Source organism: Pedobacter sp. GSP4, assembly GCF_051857575.1.
Lineage (GTDB): Bacteria > Bacteroidota > Bacteroidia > Sphingobacteriales > Sphingobacteriaceae > Pedobacter.
In genome coordinates this window covers 287147-299668 of the sequence record NZ_JBPZIR010000001.1, presented here as the reverse complement: position 1 = coordinate 299668, position 12522 = coordinate 287147, and the positions used below count along the sequence as shown (strand labels likewise).

Sequence of the window (12522 nt, the reverse complement as noted above, 5' to 3'; positions counted from 1 at the left end):
ATTATGATCAGCACCATAGATATTGTAATTACCATAGCGTACATATTGTTTATTGTAACAATTGGCCTATGGACGGGTACCAGAAAGAAAAAAGATGAAGAAACCACGAGTGGCGAATATTTTCTGGCAGGTAAAAGCTTAAAATGGCCAATGATAGGCCTTGCCTTATTTGCCACTAATATTTCGTGCCTCCACTTGGTAAGCTTAGCGCAAAGCGGCTTCGATTCTGGCCTTTTAAACGGCAACTTCGAATGGATGGCCGCTTTTACCCTGATTCTTTTGGCCCTGCTGTTTATTCCGTTCTATATCCGATCGGGTATTTCTACCCTCCCCGATTTTTTAGAACGCCGTTACAACCGGGCCTGTAGAGATTGGCTGGCTTTTATTTCCATTCTTTCAGCAATTATCATTCACATTGCCTTTTCTTTTTTGGCAGGCGGTATTGTACTCGAAACACTGTTCGGGATTAACATGTATACCAGTATAATCGTTATCGCCGCATTAACTGGCCTTTATACCATCATTGGCGGCTTAAAAGCGGTAGTGGTTACCGAAACCATACAGAGTTTGGTGTTGATTACCGGTGCCATTATCATTACCTATTTCGCATGGAACAAAGTTGGCGGTTGGGATCAGATGACCAGCATCCTGCAAAAGGAAAGTGCCATGGATAAGCTGAGCATGATGCGTCCAGTTGGCGATAAAAGCGGAATGAGCTGGGTAGCCGTATTTTTAGGTTATCCCATTTTAGGTATCTGGTATTGGTGTGCCGATCAAACCATTGTACAGCGTGTATTGGGTGCCAAAGATGAAAACCATGCCCGTGTAGGCGCTTTATTTTGCGGTTTTATAAAAATTTTGCCTGTATTCATTTTTGTGTTGCCAGGCTTATTTGCATTCGTACTGTACAAATCAGGCACCATGGATTTATCATCCCTACAGCATATTGGCGCCAATGGCGAAACAGTATTAAATACCAAAGGAATTTATACTTTAATGATTACCCAGCTTTTGCCAAAGGGATTGGTAGGCATTTTGGTGGCCGCGCTGCTTTCGGGCTTAATGAGTCAGATTGCCGGCGCCCTAAATTCAATCGCCACTTTAAGCAGTTACGACCTTTACAAACGCTTCAAGCCCGAAACTAGCGATAAACAGCTGGTAAGCGTTGGTCGTTGGTCGGCAGCCATAGCTTTAGTGCTTTCTATTGCATTATTGCCATTATTAAACAGCTACCAGAGTTTGTTTGAGGGCATAAACGATGTTATTGCACATATTGCCCCTCCAATTACCTGCGTATTTTTATTGGGCGTGTTCTGGAAAAAGGCTTCTGCCAAAGCTGCACAATATACCTTGCTAATTGGATCGGTTTTAGGCGTTGCTGTATTTATCATAAACAAAGTATACGGCACAGAAACTGTTATCGGCAATATTCCTTTTATGATGATGGCTTTTTATCTCTTCTGCGCTTGCGTGGTTATTCAAGTTATTTTCTCTTTCATTTATCCGGCCGTGCATACCAAGCAAAGCGAAGTACTTTACTGGAAATCTATCTGGGAACCCCTACAGTACAAAGGCTGGAAAGGCATTGGCAATTACAAAGTTTTATCGGCCTTACTTCTGGTAATTATGGCTGTTTTATATGGATTTTTTAAATAATTAATTATGAACTTCAGAAAGATTTTGTTGATGCTAACCGTATTGGTTAGTGTTTTACCGGGCATGGCACAAAACAAAAAAGTGCTTGCCCCCAACATGGCCGCCTTTATGGATCAGCGCTTCGGCATGTTTATCCACTGGGGGCCCGTATCACTGCGCGGCACAGAAATTGGCTGGAGCAGAGATAAACAGGTTTCAAAAGAAGATTATGATAACCTGTACAAAGAATTCAATCCTGTACTTTTTAATGCAGATGAATGGGTAAAGGCCGCAAAAGATGCCGGCATGAAATACCTTACCATCACTGCTAGGCACCATGATGGTTTCTGTTTATGGCCTACCAAGTTTACCGATTACAATATCATGAACACGCCTTTCAAGAAGGATGTGGTGGGTGCGTTAAAAAAAGCATGCGATAAACAGGGTATCAAATTTTGTATTTATTATACCATTCTAGATTGGTGGCATCCCGAATATCCCATCCATTCGGCGCACAACAGTACCATCGATCCAAAATCGGATATGAATAAGTACCTCGCTTACATGAAAAACCAATTAAAAGAACTGGTAACCAATTATGATCCGCAAATGCTTTGGTTTGATGGTGGATGGGAAAAACCATGGACAAATGAAATGGGTAAAGAAGTATATGCCTACCTTAAAAAACTGAAGCCTAGTTTGGTCGTGAACAACAGGCTCGGCAAAGAAATGGCAGGTACGCAAAATAAAAAGATCGAAGCGCACCAAATGGTAGGCGATTTTGATACACCAGAGCAGGTAGTTGGCCGGATGAATATGGATACACCCTGGGAAAGCTGCTTTACCATCTGCAACCAATGGGCCTGGAAACCTAACGATAAAATGAAAAGCTTGGATGAGTGTCTATCTATTTCTTCTAAAACCTTTGGAGGCAATGGCAACTTGTTGCTTAATGTTGGCCCTATGCCCGATGGACGCATTGAAGCCAGACAGATAACACGTTTAAAGGAAATTGGCGACTGGCTTAAAATAAATGGTAGCGCAGTTTACGGCACACTGGGCGGGCCATACAGTCCTACAGATGATTATGCCGCAACGCGGAAAGGCAATAAAGTATTTCTTCACATCATTAATACCAAGAAAACAGAAATTGAGCTGCCAAACATTCCAGATCGTAAAATTAACCAGGTACATACCATGCAGGGCGAAAACCTTAAAGTACAGGAAGGCAACAATACCTTTAAAATTACGCTTCCGGCCAACCTGGTTGGTAAAACAGAATATATTGTTGTATTGGAATTGAATGGGCCTACAGAAAGCTTAGCGGTTTTAAAATAATGATTTAACCATTCGTAAAGGGATATGGGACTTAAAAAAACATACTTTATCTGTTCGCTATTATCACTTTTGGCTATGGCCGTTTATGCCCAAAACCCAAAAATGAACGATATGTGGAAAGGCGATGCCGCTTTAAAAACCACAGAAGCTAGCCGTGGGAAAATTTTCAAACAGGGCCGCTACGCCATGTTCATCCATTTTGGATATTTTTCGCATTTCGCAAATAAATGGAATGGAAAAACCTATTACGGCATAGGCGAATGGATGATGAATGAGAATATGGCGAACTTAACACCAGCGCAATACATGCCCGGTGTTAAAGACTTTAATCCGGTAAACTTTAATGCGGATACCATTGCCAAAATAGCCAAAGATGCAGGCATGAAATACGTAGTAATTACCGCCAAGCACCACGATGGTTTTTCTATGTTCCGCTCTAAAGCCAACCCATTTAATATTTATGATGCTACCGCTTTTAAAAGAGATCCGATAAAGGAAATGGCCACTGCTTGTAAAAAAGCAGGCATTGGGCTGGGCATCTATTATTCCCATTTCCAGGATTGGACCGCGCCAGGAGGAGGTGCTGGCTGGGTAGATTCAACTAAAGGAGAAAAAGCAAAAACCTTTGATGATTATTTTAACGAAAAATGCTTACCCGAAGTACAGCAACTGACAATAGAATACGGTCCATTAGCCGTGCTATGGTTTGATACACCTGGCAGTATTGAAAAAAAATACGCCCAACAATTGGCCAATGTAGTACACCAAAACCAGCCTACCGCGTTTATATGTGGCCGAATTGGCCATGGTCTTGGCGATTACAGCACCCTAGGCGATATGGAAGTGCCCAAAAAAAATGTACCCGGCCTTTGGGAATCTGTTGATGTAACCAACGACTCTTGGGGCTACGCCTGGTATGATAACAATTGGAAAACACCCAAGCAAATCCTAACCAATACCCTATCAACAGTTGCCCGCGGAGGGAATTACATGCTAAATGTTGGCCCAAGCGATAAAGGGGAAATTTTGCCCCAGCCCAAAGCTGCCCTTATAAGCGTAGGTAACTGGATTAAAAAATATCCGAAAACAGTATATGAAGGCGGGCGCTCTCCATGGGGCCACGAATTGCCATGGGTCGATGCCATAACCAATGGCAATACCATTTCGCTATTGGTGTATAATTGGCCAAGTACCGGCAAACTTTACCTGCCCAACCTTCAATCTGAAATTAGCAGTATTAAATTGTTAACTGGGAAAACGGCCATCCCTTTAAGCCATACCAAAAAAGTAAATTCCATTGAAATTAAAATCCCTTCAGTCGCGCCAGAAAAATTAGTATCTGTTATAGCGCTGAAAACAGTTGGTGCACCAAAGGCATCATCACAGTTGGCTATTGATCCACAACAAGAAACCGTAATGGACGCACTTTTTGCCAAAACAGAAAATGCACAAAAGAGCGATGAGCATTGGATGGAAAAATTTGGCGAATGGAAACACGTTGCACGCATCAGTGACTGGAAAGAAAATGGAAAAGCAACCTGGGAAGTAAATGTGCAGCAAGCCGGTTATTATCAGATAGCACTGAACTATACTGGTCAGGGCAAGTGTGTATGGAAAATTGACAATGGCGGGCAGATGGTACAAAACCAGCAAAGTTCTTCTGCAGTATATCACTGGTATCCATTTGGTTGGATGTACTTTAGCAAAGCCGGAACCTACAATATTGTGGTAAGTTTAATAGAAGGCGATACTAAAAAGGCAAGTTTATCACAAGTTAAGTTAGTGCCTGTTGTTTTTTAAATTACATTGAAAATAAGCTGTCAAACAACCTAAAATGATGGTTTAGCGCAATAATTATCAAGATGAAAAATACATTATGCTTAATTTTCTGCTTATCCATAACGCTTTGTGCTAATCATTCATCAGCCCAGAAAGCCGAAAAATTAATTGTACCCAATGCTCAACAGCTTCAATGGGCAAAGGCAGAAGTGGGTGCGATTATTCATTTTGATATTTTAAATTATGTACCCGCTTATAACTGGCGCAACTGGGGTACCCATCCGCCATCTAGTTTGTTTAACCCTAAAAAGTTAAATACCGATCAATGGGTACAGGCCGCAAAGGCGGCAGGCGCAACCTATATTGTGTTGGTAGCAAAACATTGCTCTGGCTTTAGCCTTTGGCCAACCGCTGCACACCCTTACAGCGTTAAAAATACGCCCTGGAAAAATGGAGAGGGCGATATTGTAAAGGCATTTATCGAAAGTTGCAAAAAGTACCAAGTAAAGCCGGGTATTTACGCAAGTGCTGCCGCAAATGGGTTCTGCCACGTAGATAACCCTGGTTTGGTACAAAAGAGTTCACCCTATACACAAAAGCAATATAATGACATTGTAATTAGGCAGCTTACTGAACTATGGAGCAATTATGGAGATCTTTTTGAAATATGGTTTGATGGCGGTGTTCTACCAGAAGATAAAGGTGGACCGCCCATTGCCGGTTTATTAAAAAAGTTACAGCCTAACGCTATTGTTTTTCAAGGGCCAACCGATGCAAAAAACCTGGTAAGGTGGATTGGCAATGAAGAAGGTACCGCACCATATCCCAACTGGAGTACGGCCGATACAACTACCTCATCTGCAGGAACCATCAAGGTAGATGATATGAGTGGTAATCCCAATGGTAAAATATGGTGTCCAGGTGAAGCAGATTTCCCTTTGCGGACCGGTTGGCAGGGCGGCTGGTTTTGGAAAGCAAACGGCCAAAAAATATTATCAGTGCAACAACTTGTTAAAAATTACGACACCAGTATTGGGCGTAATGCCAATATGCTTTTGGGCATAGTGGTCGATACCAGCGGGCGAATTCCCGATGAAGATGTTGCTAGACTCCATGATTTTGGCCAGGCAATAAAAAAGAGGTTTTCGCACCCAGTATTTTCAGTAAAGGCAACAGGTAAAGAAGTACAGTTTACCATTGCAAACCAACCTAAAATGATCAATTGCATCGTTCTGCAAGAGGATATCACAAAAGGTGAACGCATACGGCAGTACGTTATAGAAGCTTGGGTAAATAACAAATGGCTAAAAATAACCGAAGACAGCTCCATTGGCCATAAACGTATTCAGCACTTCACAGCTATGCATACCGATAAAATAAGATTCCGGGCAAAAGATTCTGCCGGGACACCCCATCTAGAAAAAATCACTTTATACAATTTATAAGCTGGCATATTCCAGTATCTACGAAAAAGTAAACCACTAAAAAACATCATAATGAAAACTACTTATCAACGAAATTTCCTGGTGTTCATCGTATTAGGCATCATTACCTTGTTAGCCTGCACGCAAAACAACCAAAGTACCACTGCTCCTACCCAAGCCAAAGTAATGAGATATGGCAGTATAACCGGGCTTAAGCCCGATAAAATTGAGGCCTATAAAAAACTTCATGCTGCGGTGTGGCCCGGTGTACTTAAACAGATTAAGGCCTGTAACATTAAAAATTACTCCATCTATTTAAAAGAGATCGATGGAAAACCATACCTGTTCAGCTATTTTGAATATGAGGGCAACGATTTTACAGCCGACATGAAAAAAATGGCTGCCGATACCACCACGCAACGCTGGTGGAAAGAAACTGCTCCTTTGCAGATCCCGTTGCCTGATGCCGCGGCAAAAAAAGAAACCTGGAGCCAAATGGAAGAAGTTTTTCACCAGGATTAAATAACAACGAAATGAAGAGTTCATCAACAAAAATCAGATCCTATAAAATATACAAGGCAAAAGCAAAGCTAAAAAAGCCTATTGCAGATGCTACGCATACTTTGCACGAGATATCTTTTTTAGTGTTAAGGTTACAGTTAGAAAATGGCGTAACCGGAGAGTCTTATTTGCTCTCCTTCCAGTATTCTCCGCTTGCAATTTTAGGTGCACTACACGATACTTTACCATCTGTGATTGGTTTTGAAGCCTATGAAACCGGCAAAGTAAATGAGCAACTTAAGCATCATTCAGAATATTTTGGAGAAGGAGGCATTAATAAATGGGCCGCTGCAGCCATTAATATTGCCATGTGGGATGCCTGGGCACGCACTGTTGAACAGCCTGTTTGGAAACTTTGGGGGGTACACCGCAACAAATGTGAAATATACGGCAGTGGTGGCTGGTTATCTTATACGATAGATGAGCTTATAGAAGAAGTAACAGATTACAAAGAAAGAGGATTTAAAGCTGTAAAAATCAAGGTTGGCTCTCCCAATTGGAAAACCGATGCCGAACGGCTTAAATTGGTGCGCGATGCCGTTGGCAACAAATTGAATGTAATGATGGATGCCAACCAGGGGATGAAGTTGCCTGATGCCATACAATTGGTACAAAAAGCTAAAGAATTAAACATCTATTGGTTTGAAGAACCTCTCCATCATCAAAATTTTGAAGGTTATAAAACTTTAAAAGAGCAGACAGGGGTTTCATTAGCTATGGGCGAAAGAGAATATGACACGTTTCCGTTGGTAGAACTGATCAAAAGAAATGCGATTGACATCTGGCAACCAGATTTGCTTAGGATTGGGGGTGTAGAGGCATGGCGTGAAAGCGCGGCATTGGCCAACAGCCATCATTTACCGGTTTTGCCACACTACTACAAAGATTATGATGTGCCCCTGGTATGTTCTGTGCCAAATGGAGTTGGAGTAGAGTCATTTGATTGGATTGACCCGCTGATTGATAAACCTATGCAGATAAAAGATGGCTACGCTTTTCCACATGAGGAAAACGGATGGGGCTTTACATTTTTAGATGAACATTTAGAAGAGATAAAATAAAATCATATTTATGGCACTATCAGCATTTTCACTACAACATAAAACGGCACTTATAACCGGAGGAGGAACAGGTATTGGTTTTGGCATTGCCAAGGCGATGATAGAGGCGGGTGCAAAAATTGTTATTACTGGCAGACGTGAAGAGGTTTTAAAAGAGGCCAAAGCACAACTTGGCCCTAATTGCAGCTATTTTGTTTTCGATATGCTAGATAAAGCAGCAATGCCGGCATTCATCCATAAAATCGAGACTGAAATTGCACCAATAGATATTTTGATCAACAACGCAGGTATCCATTTGAAAAAATGGTCGCTCGAAACAAGTGATGATGAATTTGAAAAGATACTTCAAACAAATGTAATCAGTGTTTTTAGCTTAAGCCGCGAATGTGCAAAACGCATGGTTGAGCGTAAGAACGGCAGCATTATTTTTCTAGGCTCGATGACAGGGATTTTTGGAATAGACCGCGTTGTGGCTTATGGCACCTCAAAAACTGCGCTTACCGGTTTAATGAATAATATGGTTACCGAATATTCAAGGCATAACGTACGCGTAAATACCATAGCACCGGGATGGATTGAAAGCCCAATGATGCTCAATGCCATTAATGCTGATCCTGAAAGAAAACAAAAAATTGTGAACCGAATTGCAATGCCAGGTTTTGGCAAACCCGAAGATATAGGCAATGCGGCTGTGTTTTTAGCCTCAGAAGCTGCAAGATACATTACCGGCGTGGTATTACCAGTTGATGGTGGCGCTACAGTTAATATGTAAACATAAAAACATTAAAAATGAAATCAATTGTATTAAAAGCACCTGGTGTTTTCGAGACAATCATAAAAGAGAAACCTGTAAATCCAGGCCCTGATGAAGTTCTTCTAAAAATAAATAAAGTATCTATCTGTGGCACAGATCTGCACGCCTATAAAGGCAATCAACCTTTTTTTAACTATCCCAGAATACTGGGGCACGAAATTGCAGCTGAAATTGCTGCTGTGGGCAATCAGGTTACAACATTCAAAGTTGGCGACAATTGTACAGTTGAACCTTACAGAAACCTGGTTTTCGATCAAGCAGTTAAAAAAGGTAAAACCAATTGCGGTAGTCAACTAACTGTATTAGGCGTTCATGAAGATGGTGCCATGCAAGAATATATCAATTATAAAGCTTCCCATATCCACCTTACCAACAACCTTTCACCAGATCAGATTTCGCTAGTTGAACCACTTGCGATAGGCAGTCATGCAGTAGAAAGAGCGGAATTGGGCTTAAATGACACCATTTTGGTTATTGGGGCCGGACCAATTGGTTTAGGGATTATGGCCATTGCCAGATTGGAAAAGTTGAAAATTGTTGCACTGGATTTTAATCAAAAACGGTTGGATTTTGTAAAACAAAAATTTCCAGAAATCGAAATACTCCTACCGAGCGATTCAACAATCGAAGATTTAAAATCCTTATATGGAGGCGATCTGCCTACCGTAGTTTTTGATGCCACTGGAAATAAAGTTTCGATGCAAGCCACATTCAATTATGTTGCCGCAGGCGGAACTATCATTTTTGTAGGTCTTTTTATTGGCGATGTAGCTTTTGACGATGCCAACTTCCATAGAAAAGAAATTACCCTAAAAGCCAGCAGAGCCGCAAGAGCGGTCGATTTTAAAAAAGTGATCGAAAAACTACAAGCAGGCTTGATTGACACTTCTGGATACATTACGCACAGAATCCCATTTGATAATTTAGCAGGAAATTTTGAAAATTTATATAGCGAAGATCAAAATCTGATTAAGGCGATTATAGATTTTTAATGCAATTTAGTACTGCATGTTCAGCAATAGCCAACAGATATAAATAGATTACAATTGAATAGAACCATGATGAAAAAGTTATTTTTTTTACTCTTTACGGCAGTTATTGTGGCTACGCAGGTTAGCGCGCAGGTAACCGACAGGCCGCGCCCTGAAAGCTGGAAACAACTGGTAAAAGGTGGGGCTTTTAAAGATCGTTTTTTACCCATGCCCGAAGGCAAACTGAGCAGTGATACCTGGGGGGCAAAAAATGTATTGCCGCGATATGTAGATAACGGCATAGAAGATAGAGAAAGATCATATTGGTGCGCTGATATTATTTCGGGGAAGGACAATGTATATCATATGTATGTGGTGGGTTGGCGCGAAAGTGCTGCAAAAGGGCATCGCGAATGGCCAAAATCCATTATCTACCATGCTACCAGCAAAAGTTCTTTTGGTCCTTTCAGCATTAAAGATACCATTGGTTACGGACATAATGTAGATGCTTTTAGGTCAAAGGATGGCAGATTGGTATTATACGCCATTGATAAAAACTACACTGCTGATAATGAAAACGGCCCATGGAAAGCTGGAAAATTTAGCTTCGACCAAAGAGACAGGCCCATTATTGAAGGCTTGTCCAATCTAACATTTGCGCAAAGAGAAGATGGCTCCTACCTCATGGTATGCCGCGGTGGAGGAAGCTGGATCAGTGAAACCGGTCTATCAACCTATAAGCAAATATCGAACAAAAGGGCCTATCCAAACATAAAAGGAGAGTTTGAAGATCCTGTAATCTGGAAAGATAACGTTCAATACAATTTAATTGTAAACGACTGGCTGGGCCGGATTGCCTATTATCTGCGATCTAAAGATGGAGTAAACTGGATTACCGATGCCGGAGAAGCTTATGTACCGGGCATTTCCTTTCATAAAGATGGATTGGTAGAAAACTGGTTCAAATATGAAAGGATGCGGGTTTTCCAAGATCAATTTGGCAGGGCTACACAGGCAAATTTTGCTGTAATCGACACGCAAAAAGAAGAAGATTTTGCCAGTGATAACCACAGCTCCAAAGCCATTGTAGTTCCCTTAAACCCAGGTGTGCTGATTACCATGATGAGCCAAAGCTTTCCAGATGCAAAGACAAAAAGCATAAAAATAAAGCTAAAAGCAGAAGATGGTTTTAATCCACAAACAGATATAGATATTAAATCGTTAAGGTTTGGGGCATCAACTGCCGTAAATTTTGGCAAAGGGGCCAAAGTAATCAGTACAGCAAAATCTGGCAAAGATTTAATCCTAACGTTTAGCACTAACGGACTCGATTTAACCAGAGATGAATTTGCCCCAAAACTGCTTGGCAGATACCGATCAGGGAAAATGCTTTTCGGCTATACGCGCGTACCATGGATCCAGTATGAAGAAGCGATATTGAGTGCACGAAAGCCAACTTTTAAAATCAGTAACGACCAAAATACAGCCGAAGTAACGATAGAAAACTTTGGTTTAACGGCATCACAACCTGCCAAAATAAGTCTTTCAGCTACAATTGATCAACAGGAAAAAACAATTGCAACAGCCGGTATACAAGCTATTGAAAAGTATCAAAGTGCCGTGAAAAATTTAGCGCTAAACCATGCATTTGAAAAAGGCAAAAGCTACGATTTTACCTTAAACATTACCGTTGGCAACAGCAGATCAACTTTCAATTTTAAAGCTATTCCCAATAACCCATAAGTAAAACCACAACAAATGAATTTACTATTATCAAACTCAAAAAGAATATCCAGTTCATTATCCAGGTACGCCTTAGCGCTAGTTGTAATGCTATTTGCAATTGCGCAGTTAAAGGCCCAAACCATAAGCATACTACCATCTGCAAAAGGTAAAAAACCAAAACTTGCCTACTCCAATATGGCCCTTACCGCAAAACTTATCGGCCCAGCTATCAGCGATCCTGATTGGTACAACTGGTGCGTAAGCCCGATACAGGGAAAGGATGGAAAGATCCATATTTTTGGCAGCCGCTGGCCCGCAAAAGAGGGAATGAGTGGTTGGATGGGTCAAAATGCCGAAATCGCACATTTTATTGCCGATAAACCCGAAGGTCCGTTTAAGTATGTAAGTACTGTTTTAAAAACAAGCGATTTTCCACACCCCGATAAAATGTGGGCACCACACAATTCGAGAATAAGCTATGTAGATGGCAAGTATGTGTTACTATACATTTTTCAAACCCAAAAGGGCAAAGCCGTAATGTATACCGGCATGATGATAGCGGATAATATTAACGGACCGTGGCGCTTTGCTGGGCAAAAAGATGGACTTATGGTAGAAAATTCAAAAGACCCAAAACACTGGACCTACAACGGGGCTATCGGCGCCGATAATCCTGCCTTTACCAAAATCGGATCCAAATACTATATTTATTTCAAATCTGGTATGCCTACACAAAGGACTGCAAAATACGGTTACGCCGTAGCCGATCATTTAGAAGGCCCTTATACCCTATCCGATCAGCCAATAACCGATAATATAGATTACATTGAAGATGCCGTAGCCTTTACCGCAAATAAAAAACATTACCTGTTAACTACCGATAACCATGGTACCAATACAGGCGTGTTTGGCAATATCATCTTATGGCAATCGAAAACCGGTTTAGATTTTAAATTGGCCGATGCCAAAATAGGAATGGGTACCATTTTAGATTATTGGGGCACCGAAAAAGATCATCAAAAACTATTAACCACACCCGGTCATTTCGAATACAGCAGCAGTGGCAAAATGGAGCGCCCGGCCGTACTGATGATAAACGGTAAGCCAAAGTATTTTTATGCCTCAGCAGGCTTAAACCTTAGCGGAGGTGCAAACGCAGAAACTTATGTGTTTAAAATTGACTGGAAAGACGGAAAATAAAGCAGTTAACCGTT

General features: G+C 41.2%; 10 protein-coding genes. All 10 read left to right on the top strand.

Annotated elements, in window-relative coordinates; genetic code table 11:
• Positions 1–3: 3 nt before the first annotated feature.
• The 10 genes from ACS5PU_RS01245 to ACS5PU_RS01200 all read left to right on the top strand — a co-directional run bounded on the left by ACS5PU_RS01245 (position 4) and on the right by ACS5PU_RS01200 (position 12508).
• Positions 4–1656 carry a sodium:solute symporter gene (locus ACS5PU_RS01245; RefSeq protein ID WP_439457449.1) on the top strand — a complete coding sequence of 551 codons (1653 nt, stop codon included), beginning with the start codon at positions 4–6 and terminating at the stop codon, positions 1654–1656.
• 6 nt (positions 1657–1662) lie between these two features.
• Complete coding sequence (locus ACS5PU_RS01240; RefSeq protein ID WP_439457448.1) at positions 1663–2973, top strand: alpha-L-fucosidase; 1311 nt, start codon at positions 1663–1665, stop codon at positions 2971–2973.
• Between the two features lie 24 nt (positions 2974–2997).
• Positions 2998–4773 (top strand): alpha-L-fucosidase, encoded by a 1776-nt coding sequence (locus tag ACS5PU_RS01235; RefSeq protein WP_439457447.1) that lies wholly within the window; start codon positions 2998–3000, stop codon positions 4771–4773.
• 62 nt (positions 4774–4835) lie between these two features.
• Entirely contained in the window at positions 4836–6197 is a 1362-nt protein-coding gene (locus tag ACS5PU_RS01230) for an alpha-L-fucosidase (RefSeq protein WP_439457446.1), read from the top strand.
• A 51-nt stretch (positions 6198–6248) separates the two neighbouring features.
• Complete coding sequence (locus tag ACS5PU_RS01225) at positions 6249–6698, top strand: L-rhamnose mutarotase (protein WP_439457445.1); 450 nt, start codon at positions 6249–6251, stop codon at positions 6696–6698.
• An 11-nt stretch (positions 6699–6709) separates the two neighbouring features.
• Positions 6710–7798 (top strand): mandelate racemase/muconate lactonizing enzyme family protein, encoded by a 1089-nt coding sequence (locus tag ACS5PU_RS01220; RefSeq protein WP_439457444.1) that lies wholly within the window; start codon positions 6710–6712, stop codon positions 7796–7798.
• Between the two features lie 10 nt (positions 7799–7808).
• Positions 7809–8570 carry an SDR family NAD(P)-dependent oxidoreductase gene (locus ACS5PU_RS01215; protein ID WP_439457443.1) on the top strand — a complete coding sequence of 254 codons (762 nt, stop codon included), beginning with the start codon at positions 7809–7811 and terminating at the stop codon, positions 8568–8570.
• 17 nt (positions 8571–8587) lie between these two features.
• A complete protein-coding gene (locus tag ACS5PU_RS01210; protein ID WP_439457442.1) occupies positions 8588–9604 on the top strand; it encodes a zinc-binding alcohol dehydrogenase family protein in 1017 nt (338 codons plus the stop codon).
• Positions 9605–9670: 66 nt separating this feature from the next.
• Positions 9671–11326 carry a glycoside hydrolase family protein gene (locus ACS5PU_RS01205; protein ID WP_439457441.1) on the top strand — a complete coding sequence of 552 codons (1656 nt, stop codon included), beginning with the start codon at positions 9671–9673 and terminating at the stop codon, positions 11324–11326.
• A gap of 15 nt (positions 11327–11341) precedes the next feature.
• Positions 11342–12508: a glycoside hydrolase family protein gene (locus ACS5PU_RS01200; RefSeq protein ID WP_439457440.1), complete on the top strand. Its 1167-nt coding sequence runs from the start codon at positions 11342–11344 to the stop codon at positions 12506–12508.
• Positions 12509–12522: the final 14 nt, after the last annotated feature.

Bases quoted from the DNA above. Each gene is read 5' to 3' on its own strand.
- ACS5PU_RS01245 (WP_439457449.1), top strand. From the start codon at position 4: ATGATCAGCACCATAGATATTGTAATTACCATAGCGTACATATTGTTT.
- ACS5PU_RS01240 (WP_439457448.1), top strand. From the start codon at position 1,663: ATGAACTTCAGAAAGATTTTGTTGATGCTAACCGTATTGGTTAGTGTT.
- ACS5PU_RS01235 (WP_439457447.1), top strand. From the start codon at position 2,998: ATGGGACTTAAAAAAACATACTTTATCTGTTCGCTATTATCACTTTTG.
- ACS5PU_RS01230 (WP_439457446.1), top strand. From the start codon at position 4,836: ATGAAAAATACATTATGCTTAATTTTCTGCTTATCCATAACGCTTTGT.
- ACS5PU_RS01225 (WP_439457445.1), top strand. From the start codon at position 6,249: ATGAAAACTACTTATCAACGAAATTTCCTGGTGTTCATCGTATTAGGC.
- ACS5PU_RS01220 (WP_439457444.1), top strand. From the start codon at position 6,710: ATGAAGAGTTCATCAACAAAAATCAGATCCTATAAAATATACAAGGCA.
- ACS5PU_RS01215 (WP_439457443.1), top strand. From the start codon at position 7,809: ATGGCACTATCAGCATTTTCACTACAACATAAAACGGCACTTATAACC.
- ACS5PU_RS01210 (WP_439457442.1), top strand. From the start codon at position 8,588: ATGAAATCAATTGTATTAAAAGCACCTGGTGTTTTCGAGACAATCATA.
- ACS5PU_RS01205 (WP_439457441.1), top strand. From the start codon at position 9,671: ATGATGAAAAAGTTATTTTTTTTACTCTTTACGGCAGTTATTGTGGCT.
- ACS5PU_RS01200 (WP_439457440.1), top strand. From the start codon at position 11,342: ATGAATTTACTATTATCAAACTCAAAAAGAATATCCAGTTCATTATCC.